The following is a 24,259-nucleotide window of genomic DNA, read 5'->3' as shown; positions in this document are numbered from 1 at the left end:
ATCGCGGTTCGCCCTTCCGGTTCCGTGATGGGCAAGCGTCGCAGCGCGGACCGCCGGACTCGATGGAGCGCGCCCCCGGACGAGCGAGGTCGGCCCCCCAACTCCGCGGGGGACAACCCCCGGTCCCCGCCGGCTCAGGTCACCCCACGAGCCGGTTGCGCACCGCGGAGAGCCGGGTGCGACTCGCGTCGGACAACCTGCTGACGACGAAGGCACGGGCCCTGGCCGTCGTGACGATCGCGGCGCGTTGAACGCCGCCCCACCAGGAACGCGGGAAGGTGTGCAACCGGATCAGCTCGCGCGTACCGCTCGCGAAGTCGACCTTGTACGGCTCGTCCTCCCCCAGCATGTCCACGCAGGAGACGTCGGGCTGGGCGAACGCGTGCTCGACGAGGTGGGAGGTGAAGACCACGCCGGGGCCGAGCTTGAGGTGCTCGTCGCTCATGCCGACCTTGATGAAGTACAGGACCGATCCCTGCTGCACGTTGTAGCCGAACGCGATCGGTCGCCCGGCGAGCCGCAGGAACGCCAGGCGCAGGATGCCCGCCTCGGCCGCCCAGCGGGCGGCCTCGGTGAAGAGCTCGGTGGAGCCGGGCCGGGAGAGGATGGCCGACCCGGCCGCTCGCTTCCACTCGCGGGCCTCCAGCCGGAACCCCTCGTCCAGGAGCGCGTCGAGGTTCTCGCGTCCGTCGTGCACCTCGAAGCTGACCTCGCCGGCGTCCCCCATCCGGTTCCGGAGCCGCCGCAGGCCGTGCCGCCGGTTCTTGGACAACCCCCGCCAGAAGCCGGCCGGGTCGCCGGTGACGTCGACGTAGGGCGACGCGCGCAACGTCCTGCGCAGCACCGGCGCACCGGAGCGTCCGGCGGCGTCGAGCAGCACCTCGGTCGGTGCATCGTCGGGCCGCAGCGCAGACAGGTGAACGGCCCCGGAATCGACAGCGAGGAGCCGCTCGGCGAGCTCGGCAGCGGCCTCGTGGTCGGCCGCGATCGGGGCGAAGAGCGGGCTCTCGAAGTTGGTCGGCGACCGGAGCACCCCCCGGGCGGCCAGCAGGGGCAGCACGCCGGTGAGCTCGCCGCCCCGTTCGACGGTGAGCAGCCGCAGCGCCTCGGTCTGCCGGAACGCGCCGGCCCAGGCCTTCAGCCAGCCGGGCCGCACGAACGGCGAGCTCCCCGTCGCGACGGCGAGCTGGTCCCACTGCCGTTCGAGGTCCGGGTCGAGCGGGCGGAGAAGGTCAGAAGCGTTCTTGCCGGCCACACGCATGTGGCTCCTCCAGGTGTTGCCGCCGCTGTGCGGCTCGATGAGGGATCAGCGCGTCCACCGCGCTCGGGAGGTCGGGACGGACCGCGTCGGCGAGAGGGCTCCGGGCCCCTGCGCCCAGGAGGATCGTGCCCGTGCCTGCCGCTCTCCCGGCCTGCACGTCCGACACGGCATCGCCGACGATCACGGACCTCGTGAGGTCGATGGCCAGCTCGTCCGCGGCGCGCCACAACATGCCCGGGGCCGGCTTCCGGCACAGGCAGGACCGATGTGCGTGCGGGCAGTGGTACGCGGCGTCGAGCCGGGCCCCCTCGGCGGCGAGCAGCTCCACCAGCCGGTCCTGCGTCGCGACGAAGGCGGCGCGGTCCGCGCCGGGCATCGACAGCCACCGCTGGTTGGTGACGAGGACCGTGCGCAGTCCCGCTCGGTTGAGCCGCCGGATCGCGGCAGCCGCGCCCGGCAGGAGCACGAGCTCATCCGGGCTGCGGACGTAGTCACCGGCGGCGGCCGGGACGTTGATGGTGCCGTCACGATCCAGGAACACGGCCTCCAGAGGCCGCCCGACGGCATGCGCGGCGATCACGGCGATCTCGGGAACATGCCGGCCTCCACGAGTTCGCAGATCGTGTGGCCGACGTGGAGGCACGCTTCCTGCACCCGCGCGGTGTTCGAGCTCGGCACGCGGATGCAGTGGTCGGCCACGGCGAGGCACTGGCGACCGTCCGCCCCGGTGAGGGCGACCGTCACCATGCCCGCCCGGCGGGCGGCCTGGAGGCCCCGCACGACGTTCGCCGAGCTCCCGGAGGTGCTGAGGCCGAACGCCACGTCTCCCGGCCTGCCGAGGCCGAGCACCTGCCGGGCGAACACCTCCGCGTAGGAGTAGTCGTTCCCGATTGCCGTGACGGCGGCGGTCGAGTCGGACAGGCTGAACGCCGCGAGCCCCGGGCGGTCGTAGGCGAACCGGCCGGTGAGCTCGGCCGCGAGGTGGCCCGCATCCATAGACGATCCACCGTTGCCGAAGAACATGATCTTGTTGCCGGCGCGCAGCGCCGCCACCACCACGTGCGCGATGGCGACGGCCTGCTCGAGCACCCCGTCGTCCAGCATCGCCTGCTTCACCGCGATGGCGTCGCTCAGCCTTGCTCTGGCCGTCACCAGGCCGTGCGCCGTGACGTTCTCGACGGTCATGCTCGCCATGTCCTCAGACCTTTACCCTCGAAGGAGAATTCCATGGTGCTCGCACCGGCCTTCTCCAATGCCTCGATCACGCGGTGTTTGCGCGTGAAGTCGCAGTAGAAGAGGATGAATCCGCCACCGCCTGCCCCGGTCACCTTCCCGCCGAGAGCACCGTTCCTGGTCGCGATCTCGTAGATCTCGTCGATGCGCGGGTTGGAGATCAGCGGGGACATCCGCTTCTTCTGCTTCCACGCCTCGCCGAGCAGTTCACCGAACTCCCGCAGGGCACCACGCAGCAGCGCCGACTTCATCGCCACCGCGAGTTCCTTCTGCGCACGCAGCCCGGCGAGAGCATCGAAGGATCCCTCGCTCACCCGGCGCGTCTGGTCGTCGATGACCTTGCTCGACGCGCGGGTCGTCCCGGTGAAGCACAGCATGAGGCTGAGCTCGAGTTCGTGGACGACCTCGTCCCGCACCCGCAGCGGGTTGACGACGACCCGGTCGCCGAACTCGATGAAGTTGAACCCACCGAACGTCGCCGCGTACTGGTCCTGCATCCCCCCGGAGATGCCGAGGTCGACCCGCTCGATCGCGTGGGCGAGCTGGGCGATCTCGTACTCGTCGAGCGTCCTGCCGTGGTGCTCGGCGAGCAGGCCGGTCAACGCCACCATCACCGTGGAGGAGGAGCCGAGTCCCGAGCCCGGCGGCGCGTTGGACCGCAGCACCAGGTCGTAGCCACCGACATCAGGAGCCCCGAAGCGGTAGACCGCGGCCTTCACGAGGTCGAGCTCGCCGTCGAAAGCGGTGTCCTCGTCGAGCCCGACCTCGATCGTGCTACCGAAGTCGACCGATTCGACGGTGACGCGGCGGTCCTCCCTCGGGCGCAGCGAGCCGTACGCATAGCGGTTGATGGTGGCCGACAGCACGCATCCGCCCTCGGACTCCGGAAAGGGAGGTACGTCGGTACCCCCGCCCGCGAAGGAGATGCGCAAGGGGGCACGCGCGCGAAGACTCCGGGGAATTCCGGTGCCCGAAACCGCCTGCCGTGGAGGCATCATCTTCCACCTCGATCATCGCGCTGCGATCCGCCGGCTGGTGCCGGGGTGGATGAGACCTTGACACCGATGCGCGTCGGAATCTGCCGTGCAGGCCCCCGGACGGCAGCGGATTTCTCCGACCTGCGGGTAGGGCAGGCCCTACTGCCCGATACTGCCGGGCTGGAGAACTAGATCCGGATGAGAAGTGCGAAAACGACCACCAGCGCCACGACGATCAGCGCCAGCACGGCCACTCCGATGACCAACATCCGCGAGGTGGCGGTCGGTTCCCAGTCCCCGTCGGCGTGCCCGTGCCGGGTCGGCGGGTGCGGCGCCGGCGGGGCCGGATTCGTCTGGGGCGGAGGCGGATGCTGCGGCGGCGGGTCCGGTGGCGGCTTTGGGGGTGGCGGCTGTCGGGGCGGCGACTGCTGGGGCGGCGGGGGCGGCGGCACCGGACCTCCGGCCGCCGCGAGCACTCCCAGCCGGGCGGCACCGAGCACCACTGCGTGCTTGCCATGCGGGTACGGCGTGACCGGACGCCCCACCATCTGCGACACCAGCTGCGCCACGAGCGGGATCCGTGAGGAGCCCCCCACCAGCAGCAGCGCGCTCAGCTGCGCGGGGGTGACCTGCGCCGACCGCAGCACCCGCCACAGCGAGGCCACGGTGGCGTCGATCCGGGCGTGCACCCGCTCCTCGAAGGCGGCGCGCGTGACCCGCACCTCCAGGTGCCGGCCCGGCACGAGCACCGGCACCGTCGCCTCGGTGTCCGACGAGAGCGACTCCTTGGCGACCACGCAGTCGTGGCGCAGCCGGGCCAGGGCGGCCACCGTGGCGGGGTCCCCCATGTCGAGCTCGTCCAGCGCCCCGGCGGAGGAGCTGATGACGAGGTCGAGGACCGCCTCGTCGAACGTGGTGCCGCCCAGGCGCTCGAACCCCTCCGGGCGGCCCAGGATCTCCACCCCGCCCGGCCGCACACCCAGCACGGCCGCGTCGAACGAGCCGCCACCGAGGTCGTAGACCGCCAGCAGCGACCCCGATGGCAGGCCGTGCGCCTCCGCGAAGTACGCGGCGACGGCCTCCGCGTCGCTGATCATGACCGTGTCGGCCCGCCCCACCAGCCGGGGCGCCTCGGCGAACAGGCGCTGCCGGTAGGCCCCCCAGCTCGCGGGCCGGGTCAGCACCAGCCGCTCGGGCGGAGCGCCCTCGGCCTCGGCGACCCGTCGCAGCACGTCGCGCAGCTGCGCGGCCAGCAGGTCGACCACCGAGCGGGGCTGCCCGGCCAGCGTCACCGACGTCTGCTCGCCCAGCAGGTCCTTGAACCCGCTCGCCGCCCGGCCGGGGTCGGCCGCGGCCCTGCGGCCGGCCACCTCACCGGTCAGGAGGCCGCCGTCGGCGCCCTGGTACACCACGGACGGTGCGACGGCCGCGTTGTCCCCGAGGAAGGCCATGCGCGCCCGGGGTCCGAACGCGGTCGCCGCCGCGACGAACGACGAGCCGAGATCCACACCGAGGGCGTAGCTCACCGCACCTCCCCTGCCGACGGGGCGTGTCGTCGTGGACCGGGGGTCCACCAGGGCACACTGGGTCTGCCTGCGCAGACGATCCGCTCACCGCGGCGGAAGGGCAAGGAGGCACCGCGATCGACCGACACCCGTGTGCACTGCCGCTGCCGGTGGCCCTGGGCGACGAGTTCACGTGCACGTGCTCGGCGCGCTACGTCGCGGTACGCCGGCGCTGGTGGAGCCGCCGCCTCCGCTGGAGCCGGGTCATGTTCGCCGTGCCCGGCGAACCGACCGCGAGGCGCGAGGGCGGGTCGCCGGACCGCGAGTCCGGCTGACGGCCGTCAGGTCGCGGGCACCTCCGCCGACGAGCGCCGCTCGGAGAGCGCGTAGTAGAGCGTCGCGACCTCCTCGATCGGCAGCCGGTCGCGCTTCCCCTCGGCGAGGGCAGCCACCTCGACGACGTCGAGCAGGCCTGCGCCGTGCCGGAGGCTCGCCGACCGCGCGGCCAGGTCGCCCGGCACCCCCCGTCCGGTCAGTTCCGCGGCCCGGCGGGCGGCCGCCTCCGCCTCCCGGCCGCGCAGCAGGGACCGGAGCCGGGGCATCAGCCGTGAGACCGGCGGACCGAACCGGTCGATCTCGGCGGGCACCGCCAGCGGCTGCGGGCGGTTGGTGAGCAACCAGCGCGCCGCGCCGTCGAGCAGGCGACGCGACTCGAGCACCATCTCGTCGGTGAGCGCCGTCGGCACCGTGACCGGGAGCGCCGCGATCGCGGCCCACAGGCCGGGCAGCCCGAAGACCGCGGTGGTCACCCGGAAGGCGCGCACGGCGTCGGCAGGCGTCGCCGCGACGTCCTCGGCCAGCCGGTGGGCGAAGGTGATCCCGGCGCCGCCCACCATCTCGTTGACCAGCAACGTGGTGACGATCTCGCGACGCAGCGGATGGGCGGCCACGGCGTCGGGGAACCGGCGGGACAGCACGGAGGGGAAGTACTCGGCGAGCCGGTCGGCGAACTCGGGCCGGTCGGGCAGGTCACTGCCCAGGATCGACGACTTCAGGTCGAGTTTCGTGTGCGCGAGCAGGACGGCCAGCTCGGGCGAGCTGAGTCCCGGCCCGGCCCGCTCCAGCTCCGCGATCTCCTCGGGTCCGGGCAGCACCTCGAGCGCGCGGTCCAGGTCGCGGCGGCGCACGAGGTCGGCGATCATCCGCGCGTGCACCGCGAGCATCTCGGGGGCGCACATCCGGGCGATGCCGAGCACCGTGTTCTGTTCGCGGTTGTCGGCGAGCACCAGCTCCGCGACCTCGTCGGTCATCGCCGCCAGCAGCTCGTCGCGACCGGCGCGGTCGAGCTCGCCCGCCGCCACCAGCCGGTCCAGCACGATCTTGATGTTGACCTCGCGATCGGAGCAGTCCACGCCCGCGGAGTTGTCGATCGCATCGGTGTTGATCTTCCCGCCGCCGCGGGCGAACTCGATCCGCCCGCGCTGGGTCGCCCCGAGGTTGCCGCCCTCGCCCACCACCCGCACGCGCAACCGGCCGCCGTCGACCCGGATCGCGTCGTTGGCCTTGTCCCCCACGTCGGCGTGGGTCTCGGTGCCCGCCTTCACGTACGTGCCGATCCCGCCGTTCCACAGCAGGTCGACCGGCGCCAGCAGGATCGCGCGGATCAGCTCGGGCGGGGTCATCGCGGTGACCCCGTCGGCCAGCCCGAGCGCCGCACGCATCTCCGAGCCGACCGGCACCGACTTCACCGTCCGCGGCCACACCCCGCCACCGGGGCTGATCGCGTCCCGGTCGTAGTCGTCCCACGACGAGCGCGGCAGGTCGGACAACCGGCGGCGCTCGGCGTATCCGCGCGCGGGGTCGGGATCCGGGTCGACGAACACGTGCCGGTGGTCGAACGCCGCCACCAGCCGGATGGCGGGCGACAGCAGCATCCCGTTGCCGAACACGTCACCGGACATGTCGCCGATCCCCACCACCGTGAAGCCCTGCGCCTGGGTGTCCACCCCCAGCTCCCGGAAGTGGCGGCGCACGCTCTCCCACGCACCCCGGGCGGTGATGCCCATCGCCTTGTGGTCGTAGCCCACCGACCCGCCGGAGGCGAACGCGTCGCCCAGCCAGAACCGGTGCTGCGCGGCGACCCCGTTGGCGACGTCGGAGAACCGGGCGGTGCCCTTGTCGGCGGCCACGACGAGGTACGGGTCGTCGCCGTCGTAGTGCAGCACGCCGGGCGGCGGCACGGTCGTCGCCGCGCCGTCCTCCCCGGTCACCACGTTGTCCGTCACGTCGAGCAGCCCGGAGACGAAGGTCCGGTAGCAGGCCTCGACCTCGTCCGGCGCGGGGGCGGGCGCCGTCACCACGAACCCGCCCTTCGCCCCCACCGGCACGATCACCGCGTTCTTCACCGCCTGGGCCTTCACCAGGCCCAGCACCTCCGTGCGGTAGTCCTGCGGGCGGTCCGACCACCGCAGCCCGCCACGGGCGACCGGGCCGAACCGCAGGTGGACCCCCTCCACCCGCGGCGAGTACACGAAGATCTCACACCGCGGCCGCGGCGCCGGCATGTCCGGCACCGCGGTGGAGTCGATCTTGAACGAGAAGTACGGCCGCTCGTGGAAGAAGTTGGTGCGCACCGTCGCGGTGATCAGGGCGAGGTACCCGCGCAGGATCCGGTCGGCATCCAGGCCCGTGACCTCGTCGATCAGGGCGCGCACCTCGGCGAGCGCCTCCTCCGAACGCACCGACGGCTCTACCGGCCCCGGGGCCGGGTCGAACCGCGCGTGGAACAACGCCACGAGTGCGCGGGACGCGGCGGGGTGGGCCAGCAGCACGTCGGCGACGTACTGGGGCCCGAACGGGCCACCCAGCTGGGCCGCGTACCGGGCGTAGGCCCGCAGGACCGCGACGTCGCGCCAGCCGAGCCCGGCCCGCAGGACCAGTGCGTTGAACCGGTCGGCCTCGGCCGCGCCTTCCCACACCGCGCGGAAGGCGGCGCAGAACCGGTCCTGCGTCTCCCGGCGCCGCGGCCCGGCCATGCTCCGCGCGGTCACGTCGTCGACCCCGAGCCCGAAGTCGTAGATCCAGCACCGGCTCCCGTCCGGCCTGATGATCTCGAAGGGCCGCTCGTCCAGCACCTCGACGCCGAGGCTCTGCAGCGCCGGGAGCACCGCCGAGAGCGAGACGCCCGCTCCGGCCAGGAACAGGCGGAAGTGCAGCTCGTCGCCGCCGGGGTCGGTCGAGAGCTCCAGGTGCGGCTCGGCACCCAGCGCGCGGAGCCGGCGCAGGTCGGCGAGCGCCTGCACGGGGTCCACGTCGTCCTTGTAGCCCTGCGGCACCCCCGCGAGGTGGTCGGCGATCTCGTCGGCGTCGGCGCCCGCGGCGTCGAGCACCCAGTCGTCCCAGGTCAGGATCGCCGCCGCGAGCTTGCCCTGCAGCCGGTCCGGGTCGGGGGCGGGTGCGGCCGGGTCGACCTGCACGGTGAAGTGGACCAGCACCAGTCCCGGCTCCCCGGGCAGCGGGGTGTGGTCGATGCGCCACCCGCCGAGCTCGCGCAGGAGCACCTTCTGCATCGCGGCCCGCGCGTGCGGCGAGTACCGGTCGTGCGGGAGGTAGACGAGGCAGGAGAAGAAGCGGCCGTAGGGCTCCCGGCGCAGGAACAGGCGCAGCCGCCGCGGCCGGCTGAGGCCGAGCACGCCGATCGCGGTGTCGTGCACGTCCTGCGCCGTGGCCCAGAACAGCTCGTCGCGCGGGTGCCGGGAGATCACGTCGAGCATCCGCTGGCCCGACCACGACTCCAGCGGCACCCCCGCCAGCCGGACGGCCGCGCGGACCCGCCGCGCGAGTACCGGCGTGTCCAGCACGCTCTCGTGCAGCGCGGCGGCCTCGAACAAACCGACGAACCGGTGCTCACCGACGATCGCGCCGCCGGCGTCGACGACGGCGATCCCGAGGTGGTGGGGGTGCACCGGACGTAGCACCCTGCTCGGCGCGTCGGCCCGGGTGAGGACGACCGGCGGCTGCGCACCGCCGTCCCCTCCCCCACCCGGCTCCCGGGGCACGCCGTCGGGCACGTCGTCGCGGCGCAGCACGCCCAGGCCCGATCCGGGCACGGCGCGGAACCGGCGCGGACCGGCTGCCCGGTCCACCTCGTGCCGCCGGTACCCGAGGAACACGAAGCGGCCCTCGCCCATCCACTCCAGCAGGCGGGCGACGTCGGTTCGCTCGTCGTCGGGAGACCCGGGCCGCCCGGACAGCTCGGGTGCCTCGGACAGCTCGGCAGCCACCTGCCGCACCGTCGCGGCGATCCGCTCGCGGTCCTCCGCGACCTCCCGGACGGCGCGGAGCACCTCGCGCAGTTCGCTGCCGAGGTCCTCGTTCTCCTCGGTCGAGAGCGGGTCCAGGTCGAGCCGCATCCAGGCCTCGACGACGGTGCCGGGTTCCCGGTCCTCCGGAGCGGCCGTCGGCAGCACCTCGACCAGCTCGCCACCGGGCGTGCGGCGCACCACCACCAGCACGTGGATGACCCGCCGGACCCGCGGACCGGCCCGGCCGACGGCGGCGAGCACGGACGGCACGAGGTAGGGCATGTCGTCGCTGATCACGTCGACGAAGGCCGTGCCGTTGGCGGCCGGACCGTGGATCTCGACGATCGGCTCGCCCGGCTCGCGGCTCGACGCGAGGCGCCGGTGGGCGCGCGCGGCGGCGGCGAGGGCTGCCGTGACCTCAGCGGGATCGTCGGACCCGAGCGCCACGGCCGGAGCGTGCTGGGCATAGAGGCGGCACAGCCCGGTCGACTCCCTGGTGCGGCTCATCGCCCCTCCGCTCGGCTAGTGCATGCCGGCTGCCCGCACGAGCAGCCGTTCGCAGGTCTGGACGATCGCTCCGGCCGCGGTCCGCGCGTCGTTGCCCGCGCCCGGGTTCGCCGCGCGACGCTTCCAGAGCCGCAACTGCTCCTCCGCCGATCGGACGACCTCCTGCACGGCGGCGTCCGGGGCCAGGCCGAGGCGCGTCTGCGGCTCCGGGCCGCCCGCCCCGAGCAGCTGCTCGGCCTCGTGGCGCTGCTTGTCCGGGAGATTCAGCTCGCCCGCCCGCAACGCGTCGACCAGGTCGACCTCGGTGAGTTCGTGCGCGGCCGACCGGATCCGGTCCAGCCGGTAGAGCAGCCGGGGGGGCGGCGGGTCCGCCCGCACCAGGGTCTCCAGCGCGAGCAAGACGGAGCGGGCCTTGAGCGTGTCGGCACGGCACGCCAGCCGGGCGTCGACGAGCTCGCGCAGCCGGAGCACGCCGCTGTGCTGCAGGAGCGCGGCGGCGAGCGCGGACCGATCCCCGGCATCCCCGGACCGGATCGACGCGATGGCCGCCCGCACGACCGCCGGGCCGAACCGCTCGAGCAGCTCCTGCTCGCTCGCGTCGGGCACGAACCCCTGCTGCGCCCACTCCCGCAGCGTCCGGTCGTCGTCCTCCCCCAGCGCGACGCCGGCGCGCGCGAACGCAGGCGCCACGGGCACGACGGCGTGGCACAGGCGGCGCACCTCGGGCCGGGCCACGCAGCGAGCGGCCGCGTCCTGCGCCGTCTCGTCGACCGGCTCCTCGCGGACGAGGGCTCCGATCACGTGGGCCGGGCGGGGCCGGGCCGGGCCGCCGGAGGCGAAGACGGTGCTCTCGCAGTGCGTCTCGTGCAGCAGGAGCACGAACGCGTCGGCGGGCGGGATCGGCAGACCGTCCGACGCCACCGGCGGTGGCAGGTCGATCAGCGTGGCCGCGGTGGAGCCGGGTGGGCGACCGTCGCCGTCGGGAGCGAGCGCGTCGAGCGCGTGGACCAACGCGGATCTCCCCGCCTCTCCGGTGACGGCGATCCGCAGCGGCGCGTCGAGCCGCTCCGCGAGCAGGCGCAGCTGCTCGGCGCGCGCCGTGCCGTGGTAGAGCTCCCGCGCATCCCGGACCGCGTCGCGGACCTGATCGACCAGCGGGACGGGGGCGGCCGCCACGGCCCGTGCACCGGGCGCAGGCGGCTCCGGAGCCTCAGCGGGAGTGCTGTCGGCTCCCGGCCCCGCGACGGCGGGCGGCAGGGGGACCGACCCCTCCACCGTCGTGCCCTCCCCCGGGGCCGACCGGACGTCGACGTGACCTCCCACCACGAAGATCCGCGCCGCGACGTTGCGCAGCCCCCGTCCCGGCGAGCCCGCCTGCTCCTTCGGGTCCCAGCCCGGGCCGTCGTCGTGGACGGTGAACAGCAGCCGGCCGTCCCCGGCGCCCAGGCGCACGACGATCGGCGCACCGGGCGCGTGCTTGCGCGCGTTGTTCACCGCCTCCAGGCAGCAGAAGTAGACCGCCGTCTCGACGTCGTGCGGGAGCCGCACGCCGGAGTGCATGCCGGCGACCTCCACCGGCACCGGCGGCTGTCCGCCCGCCAGGTCCTTCGTGAGCGCGCCGGCGAGGCCGACCTCGGCCAGCAACGGGGACGAGACGCCCGTGGCCGTCTCCGCGAGGATCGACTCCGCCATGTCGATCTGGTCGGCCACCTGCTCCAGCCTGGCCCGCGCCTGGTCGAACTGGTCGGTCGACACCTGGTGCTCGACCAGGCCGAGGGCCAGCCGCAGCGAGACGAGGTGGTGCTGGGCGCCGTCGTGCAGGTCCCGCTCGATCCGCCGCCGCTCCGCGTCCATCTCGGCCACCACCGCCCGGCGCGACACGGCGATCTCGTTGGCGTGCGCCAGCGCGGCCCGCAGGTGGCGCTCGAGCTCGATCCCGAACCGGTTGGCCTGCAGCACGACGCCGAGGCTGTCGGCGATGTCCTCCAGCAGGTGCTGGCGCTGCCGGTGCAACCCGGAGACGGCGGCGCGGTCGACGGCGATCGTGCCGATCACCTCGGCGCCGTGGCGGATCGCCGCCTCGACGAGGTCGTCGGCCTCGGGCCCCTCCGCGGCCTCGGACCACGTGTAGCTGCGGTCGCGCAGCCCGGGCCGCGCGACGGTCAGCCGGCAGGTGCTCGCGCCGAGCCCGCGCCCGACCGCCTCGGCCACCCGCCCGAGGTCGGGGGCGTCCGTTCCCGTCCCCCGGGACAGGGCCGTGACCCCGGCGAGCACGCTGTACGGGGTGGGCCGGCTGCCGTAGAGCATCCGGTCGGCCAGCCGCTCGGCGCGGACGTAGACCGGCAGGGTGGCCAGCGCCGTCGGCACCGTCGCGATGACGAGGGCGAGCGGGGTGTCGCGCGCGAATTCGACGAGCAGGTACTCCGCCGTGCGGTGCAGCACGACGTAGCCGCCCCCGACCAGGGCCGCGGTGAGCCCCGCGGCCAGGCCCCTGCTGAACAGGCGCTCCGCGGTCGAGAGCCCACCAGGTCTGGTGGCGACGAACACGGCCCCCGCGATCCCGATGCACACGAGCCGGGAGAACCAGAACAGCAGCGCGGTGGGCTCCCCGGTGTCCGGCTGCCCCGCGTGCACCGTGGGGTCCACCAGGACCACGCCCGTCCAGCCGGTGGCCGACAGCACGAGCGTGATGAGCGCGAGCACCACCGCGACCACGAACGAGACCGCGAGCACGCTGAACAGCAACCGGGCCTGCGTGCGGACGGTGGCGGTCGGGCCCCCGCGGACCTGGCGCGGCAGCGCGGCCAGCCCGACGAGTGGCACGAGGAACCCGAAGAACAGCACGCAGCTCACGGTGTGCGGCAGGAGCGCGGTGCCGATGCCGACCAGCAGCGACGTCACGGTGCCGACCAGGACGAGGGCCGTGCGGGCGCTCCCTTCGAACCGGGCCTCCCGGTCCGGCGGGAACACGAGCAGCGCGAGGATGTAGGCCGCGGAGGCGACGCCGTGCAGCAGCACCTGGTGCAGGCCGCCGATCGCCAGCCCCATCGCGGTCTGGACGGCCGTGGCGGCGGCGTGCGCCTGCAGGTTGAACGCCCCGGCCGAACCCACCAACGCGAGCACCAGCAGCCGGATCGACCAGCTCCGCTCCTGGCCGGCGAGCAGCACCACCGCGATGACGAGCGTGACCACGCTGAACCCGTAGTCGAGGACGGCCTGAGCGGCGGGCTCGCTGCGCGGCAGCGCGTCGAGGACTCCCTGCGCCCACCGGTCGCCCGCCGCCGCGGCCGCGGCCACCGCGGCGGCGAGAGACGGGACGTACGCCGCGACCCCGACGACGGCGCCCACCGCGAGCCACGCGAGCGACAGCACGGCGCAGGCCGTCAGCAGCACGGCGTACCCCGCCGTGGCGAGCGCCGCGCGCGTCCGGTCGGTCAGGAGGGCCACGACGTCCTCAGCTCCGCCCGGCACCGACGCTGCTCTCGACGACCGGCTCGAGCCGGTCGGGCAGCCGGACGTTCAACCCGAGAGGACCGCCCTCGCTGCCGCCTGTGTCCAGGTCGATCACCCCGCCGAGCGCCGCGAGCCGCTCGGCGTCGTCGGCGAGGGCGCCGCGCAGGTCCTCAGGGCTCGTGGTCGGCGCGGGATCCTCGATCCGCACGCCCACCCGGCCGTCCGCGCGCTCGAAGTGCACGAGCACCTCGCCCGGACCCGGCCTGCCGGCGAGGGCGTTCATGGCTGCGGCGACCACGAAATAGGCGCCGGACTCGATCTCCCAGTCCAGTCGGCCGCCCAGGTCCCCCGTGAGCCGCACCGGCCGGGGCAGGTCCGCGGCCACCTCGTCGAGCGCCGCCGCGGGGCCCTGGTCGCGCAGCACCGCCGGGTACACACCCCGGGCGATCAGGCGGAACCGGTCGAGCAGCTCGTCGAGCCCGACCCGGGCCCGGGCCAGCGCCTCCTGGGCACCGTCCACGTCCTCCGGGCGCCGGGCGAGACCCACCCCCGCCGCGGCGACATCGGCCCGCAGCGTGGCCAGCCGGTCGCCCGTGGCGTGGCCGAGCTCCATGATCAGACGCCTGCGCTCCACCTCGCGGGCCCGGGCGAGGCGTTGCCGCGACGCCCGCAGCTCCGCCGCGAGGTCGTCGGCGCGCCGCACGCGCTCGGCCAGCTCGGCGTTCAGCGCCACCCCGCGCAACAGGAGCGCGGCGCCGTTCGCGGCGTCGCGGACGAGCGCCTGGTCGGCCGGCGTGATGGGCGCGCCGGGCTTCGCGATCGCCAGAGCCGCCCGCAGCACGGGCCCGTCGAGCACCGGGACCACGTGGTCGGTGTCCGGCCGGCTGAGCAGGATCGCGAGGTTCTCGACGGTCTCCGCCCCGCCCCTGGCCCCGTCCGCCGGCGGCGGGTGTGCGGCGGCGCGGACCAGCCGGTCGCCGACCGCGAGCCACACGGCGGCGTGGCTCGCGCCGGTGCCGTCGGCGACCACCTGTGCGAGCCCCGGAAGTGCCTGCTCGAGCTCCCCCGCCCGGATCCGCGCCGCGGTCTCGGCGAGCGCCGAGTACGGCGTCACCTCGCGGTGGTGGGTGAGCCGCTCCACCAGCTGGTCGATCCGCGGCAGGACCAGCCCGAGCCCCAGTGCGATCGCCATGACGGCCGTGAACGGCAGCAGCACGTCGAGCGGGCCGGATCCGATGACGAGAGCGGCCACCCCGAGGGTGGCGACGAGCACGGCGCAGGAACCGCAGGCGACCAGCATCGCCCGCAGCAGCCGCGCCACGATCGTCCGGTTCATCGTGCTCCGCCGGTTCGTCCCCGGATCGGGTCCGGGTCTCGCCCGGCCACGCTAGGCGCCACGGGGACCGCGGCCCACGGCCAGAAGTCCCCGGTTCAGTCCCGGCCCGTCACTCCTCGTCGCGCTGCGAACGCAGGTAGGTGAGCACCGCGAGCACCCTGCGGTGGTGCTCGGCGGTGTCGGCGTGCAGGTTCAACTTGCCGAAGATGTTCGCGATGTGCTTCTCGACGGCCTTGGGTGTGACGAACAGCTGCGCCGCGATGCCGGTGTTCGAGCGGCCCTCCGCCATGAGCCGCAGCACGTCCAGCTCGCGTTCCGACAGCGTGGCGATGACCCCCTTCTTGTCGCCGCGGGGCCGTTCGACGAGCCGCTTGGCCAGCGTGGGCTCGATGACGATCTCACCGCTCTCGATCCGCGTGAGCGTGTCGGTGAGGACGTCGACGCTGCCCACCTTCTCCTTGAGCCGGTAGCCGATCGAGTCGGTGCCGATCTGGAGGATGCGCATCAGGTAGTGCGACTCGGCGTAGTGCGAGAGGAACAGCAACCCCATGTCGGGGTGGGCGGCGCGCAGCCGCTCGGCGGTCACCAGGCCGCCGTCCGGCTCGGGCGGCATCCGGATGTCCAGGATCGCGACGTCGGCGGGCTGGGTGGCCAGCAACGCGACGAGCGAATCGCCGTCGGCGGTGCACCCGACGACCTCGTGCCCCGCCGCCTGCAACAGCATGAGCAGGCCCTCGCGGAACAGGGCGCCGTCCTCGGCCAGTGCTACTCGCATGGGAGTCTCGCTGTGATCGTGCCGGCATCCGGTCCGCCGGCGACGTCGATGGTGCCGCCGAGTCGCCGCACCGCGTCGAGCATCGCGTCGGCGTGGCGCAGCTCCACACCGACGACGTCGACGGCGAGCACGGCACCGTCGCGCCGGACCACGACGTCGAGGCCCGGCGACGCCGCGGTGGCGGCCTCGAGGCACTCGGTCACGGCGAAGTACGCGGCGCCCTCCGCGGCAGGACCGAACCGGTCGTCCGGGGCGACGACGCGCACCGGCGTCTCCACCCGATCGGCCGCCTCGCGCAGCGCCGGGCCGAGCCCGGCCTCGTCGAGCAGCGGCGGGTAGATCTTGCCCGCCACGTCGCGGAGCTCCTGGAGCACGGCGTGCAGCTCGTCCTGGAGGCCGTCGATGGACGCGTGCAGGTCGGGTTCCGCCTCGGGGACGCGGTGCCGGAACAGCCCGAGCTGCAGGCTGAGCGCGGAGATCCGCAGCGCCGCGCCGTCGTGCAGCTGCCGCTCGAGGCGGCGCCTGCGCTGCCACTGCTCGCGTTCGGCGCGGAGGCGGGCATCGCGCGCGGGGGCGGGGAGCCGCGTGGTGTGGTCGGGCGGCGGGCTGTGGTCGGGCAGCGGGCTGTGCGGGTCGTTCGGCGTGCGGGGAGCATGGGTGCGGGGAGCGTCGCCGGCGCACTGCGCAGGCTCGAGCATCATGCCCGAATCGTCCGCCGCCCGGGGGCCCGGCGGGAATGGGGCCTGCCCCACCGGGGGTAGGGCATACCCCCCGAATGCAGCTGGGCAGGTAACGCTGCGCGGTCGAGAATCGAGCCAACGCGGTTCTGGCCTCCGGGAGGCATCGTGGGATATCACCTCGGAGTCGACCTCGGCACGACGTTCGTCGCTGCTGCGGTCGCGAATGAATCCCGTGTCGAGATGTTCACCCTGGGTGACCGGACGGTGGTGACACCGGCGGTCGTGTACCTGCGGGAGGACGGCACCCTCGTCTCCGGTGAGGCCGCCGCCAGACGCGCCGTCAGCAGCCCGGACCGGATCGGCCGCGAGTTCAAGCGCCGGCTGGGCGACCCGACCCCGGTGATCCTCGGCGGCACCCCGTACGTGGTCACCGACCTGCTCGGCAGCCTGCTGTACGACGTCGTCACGCGGGTGACCGAGACCGAGGGGGCGAAGCCCGACAGCGTCGTGCTCACCCACCCGGCCAACTGGGGCCCGTTCCGCCGGGAGCTGTTCGACGAGGTGCCCCAGGTGGCGGGGCTGACCGCCACCCGCACCGTCACCGAGCCGGAGGCGGCGGCCGCGCACTACGCCGCGTCGCGGCACCTCGCCGACGGCGAGATCATCGCCGTGTACGACCTGGGCGGCGGCACGTTCGACGCCACGGTGCTGCGCAAGAACCCCGGCGGCATCGAGATCCTCGGGGTTCCGGAGGGGATCGAACGGCTCGGTGGTGTCGACTTCGACGAGTCGATCCTGTCCTTCGTCAACTACGCGGCCGGTGGTGCGCTCTCCGAGCTCGACATGAGCGACGCGCAGACCGCGGTCGCCCTCGCCCGGCTGCGCCAGGACTGCGTCACGGCCAAGGAGGCCCTCTCGGCCGACACCGAGACGACGATCCCGGTGTTCCTGCCCCACCACCACTTCGACGTGCGGCTGACGCGGGCGGAGTTCGAGGACATGATCCGGGCTCCCATCGAGTCGACGATCGGCACCCTGACCAAGACGCTGCGCTCGGCGCAGGTCGAGCCGGAGCAGCTGTCCGCGGTGCTGCTGGTCGGGGGTTCCTCCCGCATCCCCCGGGTCACCCGGATGATCTCCGAGGAGCTGGGCTGCCCCACCGTGGTCGACGCCCACCCCAAGTACGCGGTCGCGCTGGGCGCCGCAGCGCTGGCGCTCGCCGGCGCCGTTCCCGCACCCGCCGGGGCCCCCTCCGGTGCCCAGCCCCGGTCGGGCACCCCGGATGTGGCCATTCCGGCGCAGCGCGGTCCCGAGCCCGTCCCGCCCTCGGGCGGGGTTCCGGTCGCCGCGGGGGCGGTGGCCGCACCCGGACGGGCCGACGCGCCCGCCGGTTCGCAGCCGCCACCCCCGCCCCGCCCCAGGGCACCGCAACCCGCCGGGCGTCCGCCGTACCCGGCCGGCGACGGCCGGCCACCTGCCGGTCCACCCCCGGGGACGGGGCAGCCCGGGGGGAGCCCGCCGAGCTGGCCCCCGCCCGCACCTCCCGCCGGAGGAGGCGGGGCGAACCGGCGGGTGCTGCTCGCGGTGGCCGCGGTCGTCGCCGTCCTCGCGGTGGTCGGCGGGCTCCTGTACGTCGCCGTGGACCAGTTCCGGTCGGGAGCACCGGAGGCGGCGGCGCCCTCACCGGCGATCGTCGAGCCGCCGGCCCCGGAACCCGCCCCCGCGGCGGCGGTCGCCGCCAGCGTTCCGGTCCCGTCCATCGAACAGACCGTCGCGGTGGGCGCCACGCCGGGATTCGTCGCGGTCGCACCCAGCGGGCGCCAGGCCTACATCGCCAACCGCACGGCGGGCGTGGTCACCGTCGTCGACACCGCGGTGAACCGGGTGACGGCCACGATCCCGGTGCCCGCAGGCCCTCCGCAGTTCCTGTCGTTCTCCCCCGACGGCCGCCGCATCTACGTCAGCATCTTCAACGACGAACGCACGATCGCCGCCGTCGGTGTGCTCGACACGACCACGAACTCGATCATCGCGACCATCCCGGTGCGGACGCGGCCCTACCTCGGAGCCGTCACGCGCGACGGCGCGCGGCTGTACGTGCCCAACCACGACTCCGGGACGATCTCCGTCATCGACACCGCCACCAACGCGGTGACCTCCGAGATCAAGGTGGCGCCCAACCCCCACTGGATCGAGTTCACGAAGGACGGCTCGCGCGCCTACATCGCCAACCACGAGTCGAACGTCGTGTCCGTGCTCGACACCGCGACCAACACCGTCCTGACCGAGGTGCCGGTCCAGAAGAGCCCGCACAGCGTGGCGGTCCACCCGACCCGGCCCCTCGTCGCGAACGTCAACTACGACTCCGCGTCCGTCACCATGATCGACACGAACACGAACCAGGTCGTGGCCACGATCCCGGTGGGGCTGAACCCGCAGGACATCACGTGGTCGCCGGACGGGCGTTTCGCCTACACCGCCAACGTCAACGACAACACGGCGTCGGTGATCAGCGTCGACTCGATGTCGGTCACAGCGACGATCCCGACCGGCGTCTCCCCGACGTCCTTCGCGGTGCTGCCGGACGGCCGCACCGGCTACATCACCAACCTCAAGGACGGCACGGTCACCCTGCTGAGCCTGGGGTCCTGAACCCGCGGGGCGAACCCGCTGGATCGAGGTGGGGTGAACCCGACCTCGTCCGGCGGGTCCGCCCTGTCGTTCGTAGGGACAGCGAGATGTTCGCGGGCGTCGTCGCGGCGCATTCTTGGGCGGTCACGAGCACCACCCGGACCGGAAGGAGAACGGCGATGAACGCCACGACCGCCCCTCCGCTCAGCCACCGCGATCACGCCGTTCTCCGCGCCGTCGCCGCAGGCCGTTGCGCCACGGCCGCAGGTGGTGCGCTGGTCGTCGACGGGCTCTTCCTGAGCGACCAGTTCACGGGAGCGCGCCTCGCCGCGGCGGGCCTGATCACCGACGGACCTCGGCTCACGGCGTCCGGCCACGCACTGCTCGAGGCGGCGTGACGACATGAGCACCGACACCCTGACCCGCGTCCTCACCCGTCACGACCGCTGCGACGGCTGCGGTGCCGCAGCACGCGTCGCGGTGCTGCTGCCCACCGGCGGCGAGCTCCTGTTCTGCGGCCACCACGCCCGCAAGCACGCACCCAGGCTGCGCGAGCTCGGTGCCGAATTCAGCCCTGGTTCCTGAACACCCCGACGTGCCGGCCGGAGAGGAGATCACGCCATGACCGTCACCGCCATGACCACTGCGCGCCGGAACGGCGCGATCCCGTGCACCAACCCCGCGAGGCCGGCGACTTCGCACAACCCCGCGACGAGCGCCTCCGGCTCGGTGCACGAGGCCACCGCGCCGCTGCTCGCCGCGCTCGCCGACGCCGTCACCGCGGCGGCCGCCCGGGGCATCAACGACACCGGCGCCCGCGAGACCGCTGCGGCGCTGCGGGATGCCCGCATCGCACTCGACGTCGCCATCATCGCCGCCGGTCGCGCACTCGCCGACCGGGAGGTGAACGTCCGGGTGGATCCAGCTGTCGCATGATGCGAACCCCCTCGGCGTAATGTGAAACCGTTCATGTCGAGCGCGTGATGGGGGCTGGTGCGTCGTGGGGACACACGAGCCGGCGGCTTCCGTCCGGATCCAGTCGGTCGACCGGGCGGTCGACCTCCTCATGGCCGTGGCCGCGGCGCAGCCCGAGAACGCCACCGCCCCCGCGCTGGCGCGGACCTGCGGGCTCAACCGGGCCACCGCATGGCGGCTGCTCAAGACCCTGCAGGCGCGTGGCCTGGTCAGCGTCGACGACGCGACCGGCCGCTACGCGATCGGGCTCACCACCATGGAGCTGGGCAACGCCGCCGAGCCGGACGCGCTGATCGCCGCCGCCCACCCGATCCTCGAACGGACGTGCCGCCGCACCGGCGAGACCGCCTCCCTCGCCGTGCCCGGCATGGGCGGGCTCACCTACGTCGACGAGGTCACGCCCACGGCCGTGCTCACCGCGAGCTGGTTCGGCCGCTCGGTGCCGCTGCACGCCACCTCCACCGGCAAGGCGCTGCTCGCGTTCCTGCCCGCCGACCACGTGCAGCGGGTGCTGAACGGCCCGCTCACCCGCTACACCGACACCACGATCACCGACCCCGGGGCGCTCGCCGCCGAGCTCGCCGCCACCCGCGCGCGCGGGTACGGCGAGTGCGCCGGCGAGCTGGAGTCGTCGCTGTACGGGGTGTCGGCCCCGGTGCTCGACCGCAACGGGCGCCCGCTCGCCGTCCTCTCGATCTGGGGGCCGCGCGACCGCGTGCCACCGGCCCGGTTCGCCGAGCTCGGCGCGGAGGTCGTCGCCGCGGCGGCCGACGTGACGTGACCGGCTAGGTCGCAGAGTCGAGGAAACCGACGGCGAGCGCGGCGAACTCGGCGGCGCGCTCGACCTGGGGCAGGTGCCCGGCGTCGGGGAAGACGTGCGACTGCGCGTGCGGCAGCGCCGCGCGGGCGGCCCGCAGGTGGTGCGCGGGGAGGATGCGGTCCCGGTCGCCCCAGACGACCAGGGTCGGGCGCGGGTCGCGCGCCACGTCGGCGAGCAGGGCGCAACGCCAGCCCGGCCGGATGCCGCGCACCGTGCCCAGCTCGCGGACGACGTCGAGGAAGACCGCGGGCCGGGCCGGCTGCGCGGCGACGCGCAGTGCGTGCCGGACCCGCTCGTCGGTGACGAACGAGGGGTCGTGGAACAGCGCGCGCTCGGTGCGGCGCGCGGTCCGCGGGCCGGCGTGGCGCAGCAGGACGTGGCCCAGGCCGGGGATCGTGAGCAGCCGCAGGTCCAGCACCACCTCCTGCCCGAACCCCGCGGGTGCGGCGAGGACGAGGGTCTGCACCCGCTCCGGGTGCGCCGCCTGCATCGCGAGCGCGACGGCCCCGCCCAGCGAGTTGCCGAACAGGTGGACCGGCCGCCGCACGCCGAGCGCGTCCAGCACGTCACCGACGCCCGTCGCGAGCCGGGCGAGCGTGCTCGGCCCCGGTGGGGGTTCCGACAGCCCGAACCCGAGCAGGTCCATGCTGATCACGCGGTGCGTGGCGGGCAACGCCTCGTGCTGGGGCGCCCAGTCCTCGAGGCTGCGGCCGATGCCGTGCAGCATGACGATCGGGTCGCCGTCGCGGGGCCCGGTGTCGCGCACCCGGACCCTCGCCCCGCTCGCCTCCACGAGCTCGGTCATCGGGTGACCAGCCGGGAGATCGCGGCCATGTGCCCGACCGGCAGCAGCCGGGCGAGCACGTCCGGGATCTTCGCGCTCGCGGCGATGAGCAGCCTGGCCTTGCGGCGTTCGACGGCGCGCAGGATGTCGGCGGCCGCCTTCTCCGGCGGGTAGGTCAGCAGCCGGGAGAACGTCGCGAGCCCCGCCTCGAACTCCGCGGGGTCCACCCCGGAGCCCACCCGCGCGTCTGCCGCGATCCGCGTGTTCACCCCGCCCGGGTGCACCGTGGTGACGCCGATCCCCTGCTCGGCCAGCTCCCCGTGCAGCGACTGGCTGAAGCCGCGCAGCGCGAACTTCGACGCGGCGTACGCCGACTGGGCGGGCGGGGCGATCAGACCGTAGAGGCTGGAGACGTTCACGAGGTGCGCGCCCGGCTGCATGGTGGGCAGCAGGTGGTGGGTGAGCACGACCGGCGCGTGGAAGTTCACCTCCACGACCCACTCGAACTCCTCGAGGGTGACCTCCGCGAACCGCCCGGCGAGCGCCACCCCGGCGTTGTTGATCAGCAGATCGGTGCGCGGGTGGTCACGGACGATCCGCTGCGCGGCGTCGGTGGTCGCGGTGCGGTCGGCCAGGTCCACGATGATCTCGTCGACCGTGATGCCCGGGTGGGCGGCGCGGATCTCGCCCGCCACCCGGTCGAGGCGGTCCGGGTCCCGCTCGAGCAGCACGAGGTGGCTTCCCCGCTCGCCGAGCGCGCGGGCCAGCTGCTCACCGATGCCGCTGCCCGCGCCGGTGACGACCGCGGTGCGCCCGGCGAACCGGTACGGCTTCACGGGATGGCCGACCGCAGCGGTCCGAGCACCGGCTCCCACTCCACGATCTCGTTGGAGGTGATCACACCCGCCTTCCTGAACGGGTCGCCGTCCACGATGGCCTGCACGGCGTCCTTGTCGTCGGCGCGGAAGAGCAGCAGCGCGCCCGCCTGCTCACCGGGGCCGTACGGCCCGGACAGCAGCAGCTGCCCCGTGTCGGCGAACCCGCCCAGGTACGCGCGGTGCTCGGGCCGCACGCGGTCCCGCGTGTCCACGTCGTCGGAGTACCGGTAGGTCACCGCGTAGATCGTCATGCTCACATTCTGGGTGCCCGGAACCCCCGGATGGAAGGATCGGCGCCATGTCCTCGACCTTCGCCGTGATCTACACCTACACCGACGACACCGCACTGCGGGAGGCCACCCGCCCCACGCACCGCGACTACCTGCGTGGGCTCGACGAGCTGATCGTGGCCGGTGCATGGGCGCCCAGCGAGGCCCCAGGCGGCCTCCTGGTCTTCCGCGCCGAGGACAAGGCCGCGGTGCAGGCCATCGTGGAGGCCGACCCGTACAAGAAGGCAGGCGTGATCGCCGATGTCCAGATCCGCGAGTGGGTCCCGCCCCTCGGCCCCCTGGCGGGGCAGATCACCGGCCAGTAGGCGGTCGCGGTAGGGCCCCAGACACCATGATCGCCGGCCGGGAGCGAAACCCGACACAGGGCGTCGGGAAACGCGCCAATCTGGTGATCAAGCCCCACGGCGCCTGGACCCGGTTGACCAGCCGTGGGTGTGAGAGAGCCACCGGCGATCGGCGCCGAGCCGCATGATCCGCGCGACCCGCACACCATGGTCGTGACCAGACCCTGACGTACGACTCAGATCGGCCACCGGGAGATCAACAGCACCTGGGGGTCGTGACGAGCACCCTGGTGTGCGGGTCGGCCGGCTTCGGCGTTCCACGCACGGCTGGGCGCTCGGCTCCGGAGGCCGACGGCCCTGATCAGCAGCATCTGGGGGTCGTCCGACCGCGCTGGTGTACGCCTCGCGCTCAGGCCTTCCCGAGCCCCCCGCGCTTGACGAGCTGGGCCGCGATGACGCCGCGCTGGATCTCGTTGGTGCCCTCGCCGACGATCATGAGGGGGGCGTCGCGGAAGTAGCGCTCGACGTCGTACTCGGTGGAGTAGCCGTAGCCGCCGTGGATGCGCACGGCGTTCAGCGCGACCTCCATGGCGATCTCGGAGGCGAAGAGCTTGGCCATGCCGGCTTCCATGTCGCTGCGCTCGCCCGCGTCGAACCGGTCGGCGGCGTGCAGGATGAGCTGGCGGGCAGCGGTGATCTTGGTGGCCATGTCGGCGAGGTAGTTGCCGATCGACTGGTGCTGCCAGATCGGCTTGCCGAAGCTCTCGCGTTCCTGGGCGTAGCGCAGGGCGTCGTCGAAAGCGGCCTGGGCGACACCGAGGGCGCGGGAGGCCACCTGGATCCGCCCGGTCTCGAGGCCCTTCATCATCTGGGCGAAGCCGCGGCCCTCGACGCCGCCGAGGAGCGCGTCGGCCGGCGCGTGGTAGCCGTCGAACACCAGCTCGCACGCCTCGACGCCCTTGTAGCCGAGCTTGGGGAGGTCCTGGGAGACGGTGAGGCCGGGGCCGTGCTCGACGAGCAGGATCGAGATGCCGCGGTGCTTCGGTTCGGCCACGGGGTCGGTCTTGCACAGCAGGGCGATGAGCTGGGAGCGGCGAGCGTTGCTGATCCAGGTCTTCGCGCCGTCGATCCGGTAGCCGTCGCCGTCGGGGCGGGCGACGGTGGTCATCGCCTGCAGGTCGGATCCGCCGCCGGGCTCGGTCAGCGCCATGGTCGCGCGGATCTCGCCGGTGGCCATGCGGGGCAGGTAGCGGTCCTGCTGCTCCTTCGTGCCGAACGCGGTGAGCAGCTTCGCGACGACGGTGTGCCCGCCCATCGCGCCGGCGAGGCTCATCCAGCCGCGCGCGAGCTCGGCGGTGACCAGGGCGTAGCAGGGGGTGGAGACCGCGACCTCGCCCCACGGCTCGGGCACGGCGAGGCCGTAGATCCCGAGCTCCTTCATCTGCTCGATGAGCTTCTCGGGGTAGGTGTTGGCGTGCTCCAGCTCGCGGACCACGGGCCGCACCTCGTTGTCGACGAAGTCGCGGACGACCTCGACGATGGCCTGTTCCTCGGCGTTCATGGGTT

General features: G+C 73.9%; 20 protein-coding genes. 6 read left to right on the top strand and 14 right to left on the bottom strand.

Annotation, left to right across the window (positions count from 1 at the left end):
• Positions 1-139 precede the first annotated feature (139 nt).
• From ACFPL3_RS19420 to ACFPL3_RS19375, 10 genes are all read right to left on the bottom strand, one after another.
• A complete protein-coding gene (locus ACFPL3_RS19420) occupies positions 140-1,261 on the bottom strand; it encodes a GNAT family N-acetyltransferase (RefSeq protein WP_379589461.1) in 1,122 nt (373 codons plus the stop codon).
• Positions 1,233-1,802, bottom strand: coding sequence for a D-glycero-alpha-D-manno-heptose-1,7-bisphosphate 7-phosphatase (locus tag ACFPL3_RS19415; RefSeq protein ID WP_343938052.1), 570 nt, complete (start codon positions 1,800-1,802; stop codon positions 1,233-1,235). Before ACFPL3_RS19415 ends, ACFPL3_RS19420 begins: the two co-directional genes overlap by 29 nt.
• A gap of 35 nt (positions 1,803-1,837) precedes the next feature.
• A complete protein-coding gene (locus ACFPL3_RS19410) occupies positions 1,838-2,455 on the bottom strand; it encodes a D-sedoheptulose-7-phosphate isomerase (protein WP_343938054.1) in 618 nt (205 codons plus the stop codon).
• Positions 2,443-3,360, bottom strand: a complete 918-nt coding sequence (locus ACFPL3_RS19405; protein WP_343938056.1) for a GHMP family kinase ATP-binding protein — start codon at positions 3,358-3,360, stop codon at positions 2,443-2,445. Before ACFPL3_RS19405 ends, ACFPL3_RS19410 begins: the two co-directional genes overlap by 13 nt.
• A gap of 299 nt (positions 3,361-3,659) precedes the next feature.
• On the bottom strand, positions 3,660-4,997 hold the full coding sequence (locus ACFPL3_RS19400; RefSeq protein WP_343938058.1) for an Hsp70 family protein: 1,338 nt from the start codon (positions 4,995-4,997) through the stop codon (positions 3,660-3,662).
• 320 nt (positions 4,998-5,317) lie between these two features.
• Positions 5,318-9,787 (bottom strand): NAD-glutamate dehydrogenase, encoded by a 4,470-nt coding sequence (locus ACFPL3_RS19395; RefSeq protein ID WP_343938060.1) that lies wholly within the window; start codon positions 9,785-9,787, stop codon positions 5,318-5,320.
• Between the two features lie 15 nt (positions 9,788-9,802).
• Positions 9,803-13,258 (bottom strand): ATP-binding protein, encoded by a 3,456-nt coding sequence (locus ACFPL3_RS19390; protein WP_343938062.1) that lies wholly within the window; start codon positions 13,256-13,258, stop codon positions 9,803-9,805.
• Positions 13,242-14,576, bottom strand: coding sequence for a hypothetical protein (locus ACFPL3_RS19385; protein ID WP_343938064.1), 1,335 nt, complete (start codon positions 14,574-14,576; stop codon positions 13,242-13,244). The genes ACFPL3_RS19390 and ACFPL3_RS19385 overlap by 17 nt, the downstream gene beginning before the upstream one ends.
• A gap of 109 nt (positions 14,577-14,685) precedes the next feature.
• A complete protein-coding gene (locus ACFPL3_RS19380; protein ID WP_343938066.1) occupies positions 14,686-15,351 on the bottom strand; it encodes a response regulator transcription factor in 666 nt (221 codons plus the stop codon).
• Positions 15,342-16,052, bottom strand: a complete 711-nt coding sequence (locus ACFPL3_RS19375) for a sensor histidine kinase (protein WP_343938068.1) — start codon at positions 16,050-16,052, stop codon at positions 15,342-15,344. Before ACFPL3_RS19375 ends, ACFPL3_RS19380 begins: the two co-directional genes overlap by 10 nt.
• Before the next feature lie 144 nt (positions 16,053-16,196).
• Here ACFPL3_RS19375 and ACFPL3_RS19370 point away from each other — a divergent pair, with 144 nt between their 5' ends.
• The 5 genes from ACFPL3_RS19370 (at position 16,197) to ACFPL3_RS19350 (ending at position 20,418) form a co-directional block, all read left to right on the top strand.
• Complete coding sequence (locus ACFPL3_RS19370) at positions 16,197-18,683, top strand: Hsp70 family protein (protein ID WP_379589459.1); 2,487 nt, start codon at positions 16,197-16,199, stop codon at positions 18,681-18,683.
• A 158-nt stretch (positions 18,684-18,841) separates the two neighbouring features.
• Complete coding sequence (locus tag ACFPL3_RS19365; RefSeq protein WP_343946739.1) at positions 18,842-19,060, top strand: hypothetical protein; 219 nt, start codon at positions 18,842-18,844, stop codon at positions 19,058-19,060.
• Between the two features lie 4 nt (positions 19,061-19,064).
• Complete coding sequence (locus tag ACFPL3_RS19360; protein WP_343946740.1) at positions 19,065-19,247, top strand: DUF7455 domain-containing protein; 183 nt, start codon at positions 19,065-19,067, stop codon at positions 19,245-19,247.
• Between the two features lie 36 nt (positions 19,248-19,283).
• On the top strand, positions 19,284-19,598 hold the full coding sequence (locus ACFPL3_RS19355; protein ID WP_343946741.1) for a hypothetical protein: 315 nt from the start codon (positions 19,284-19,286) through the stop codon (positions 19,596-19,598).
• Positions 19,599-19,662: 64 nt separating this feature from the next.
• Positions 19,663-20,418 carry an IclR family transcriptional regulator gene (locus ACFPL3_RS19350; protein ID WP_343946742.1) on the top strand — a complete coding sequence of 252 codons (756 nt, stop codon included), beginning with the start codon at positions 19,663-19,665 and terminating at the stop codon, positions 20,416-20,418.
• 4 nt (positions 20,419-20,422) lie between these two features.
• On the opposite strand, the gene ACFPL3_RS19345 is transcribed toward ACFPL3_RS19350, so the two are convergent.
• From ACFPL3_RS19345 to ACFPL3_RS19335, 3 genes are read right to left on the bottom strand one after another with little or no spacing between them, the layout of a single operon-like run.
• A complete protein-coding gene (locus ACFPL3_RS19345; protein ID WP_343946743.1) occupies positions 20,423-21,262 on the bottom strand; it encodes an alpha/beta fold hydrolase in 840 nt (279 codons plus the stop codon).
• Entirely contained in the window at positions 21,259-22,077 is an 819-nt protein-coding gene (locus ACFPL3_RS19340; protein ID WP_343946744.1) for an SDR family NAD(P)-dependent oxidoreductase, read from the bottom strand. The genes ACFPL3_RS19345 and ACFPL3_RS19340 overlap by 4 nt, the downstream gene beginning before the upstream one ends.
• On the bottom strand, positions 22,074-22,370 hold the full coding sequence (locus tag ACFPL3_RS19335; RefSeq protein WP_343946745.1) for a YciI family protein: 297 nt from the start codon (positions 22,368-22,370) through the stop codon (positions 22,074-22,076). The genes ACFPL3_RS19340 and ACFPL3_RS19335 overlap by 4 nt, the downstream gene beginning before the upstream one ends.
• 47 nt (positions 22,371-22,417) lie before the next feature.
• Here ACFPL3_RS19335 and ACFPL3_RS19330 point away from each other — a divergent pair, with 47 nt between their 5' ends.
• The gene (locus ACFPL3_RS19330; RefSeq protein WP_343946746.1) at positions 22,418-22,714 is read left to right on the top strand and encodes a YciI family protein; all 297 of its coding nucleotides are present in this window, start codon (positions 22,418-22,420) and stop codon (positions 22,712-22,714) included.
• A 388-nt stretch (positions 22,715-23,102) separates the two neighbouring features.
• On the opposite strand, the gene ACFPL3_RS19325 is transcribed toward ACFPL3_RS19330, so the two are convergent.
• On the bottom strand, positions 23,103-24,254 hold the full coding sequence (locus ACFPL3_RS19325) for an acyl-CoA dehydrogenase family protein (RefSeq protein WP_343946747.1): 1,152 nt from the start codon (positions 24,252-24,254) through the stop codon (positions 23,103-23,105).
• Positions 24,255-24,259 lie beyond the last annotated feature (5 nt).

It is taken from the genome of Pseudonocardia zijingensis (assembly GCF_042657305.1).
Taxonomy (GTDB): Bacteria; Actinomycetota; Actinomycetes; order Mycobacteriales; family Pseudonocardiaceae; genus Pseudonocardia; species Pseudonocardia zijingensis.
Note: the sequence above shows the minus strand (reverse complement) of the source record. Positions and strands in the feature narration are given on the sequence as shown.

Bases quoted from the DNA above. Each gene is read 5' to 3' on its own strand.
- ACFPL3_RS19410 (WP_343938054.1), bottom strand. From the start codon at position 2,455: ATGGCGAGCATGACCGTCGAGAACGTCACGGCGCACGGCCTGGTGACG.
- ACFPL3_RS19395 (WP_343938060.1), bottom strand. From the start codon at position 9,787: ATGAGCCGCACCAGGGAGTCGACCGGGCTGTGCCGCCTCTATGCCCAG.
- ACFPL3_RS19360 (WP_343946740.1), top strand. From the start codon at position 19,065: ATGAGCACCGACACCCTGACCCGCGTCCTCACCCGTCACGACCGCTGC.
- ACFPL3_RS19345 (WP_343946743.1), bottom strand. From the start codon at position 21,262: ATGACCGAGCTCGTGGAGGCGAGCGGGGCGAGGGTCCGGGTGCGCGAC.
- ACFPL3_RS19420 (WP_379589461.1), bottom strand. From the start codon at position 1,261: ATGCGTGTGGCCGGCAAGAACGCTTCTGACCTTCTCCGCCCGCTCGAC.
- ACFPL3_RS19375 (WP_343938068.1), bottom strand. From the start codon at position 16,052: ATGATGCTCGAGCCTGCGCAGTGCGCCGGCGACGCTCCCCGCACCCAT.
- ACFPL3_RS19335 (WP_343946745.1), bottom strand. From the start codon at position 22,370: ATGACGATCTACGCGGTGACCTACCGGTACTCCGACGACGTGGACACG.
- ACFPL3_RS19330 (WP_343946746.1), top strand. From the start codon at position 22,418: ATGTCCTCGACCTTCGCCGTGATCTACACCTACACCGACGACACCGCA.
- ACFPL3_RS19365 (WP_343946739.1), top strand. From the start codon at position 18,842: ATGAACGCCACGACCGCCCCTCCGCTCAGCCACCGCGATCACGCCGTT.
- ACFPL3_RS19325 (WP_343946747.1), bottom strand. From the start codon at position 24,254: ATGAACGCCGAGGAACAGGCCATCGTCGAGGTCGTCCGCGACTTCGTC.
- ACFPL3_RS19355 (WP_343946741.1), top strand. From the start codon at position 19,284: ATGACCGTCACCGCCATGACCACTGCGCGCCGGAACGGCGCGATCCCG.
- ACFPL3_RS19380 (WP_343938066.1), bottom strand. From the start codon at position 15,351: ATGCGAGTAGCACTGGCCGAGGACGGCGCCCTGTTCCGCGAGGGCCTG.
- ACFPL3_RS19385 (WP_343938064.1), bottom strand. From the start codon at position 14,576: ATGAACCGGACGATCGTGGCGCGGCTGCTGCGGGCGATGCTGGTCGCC.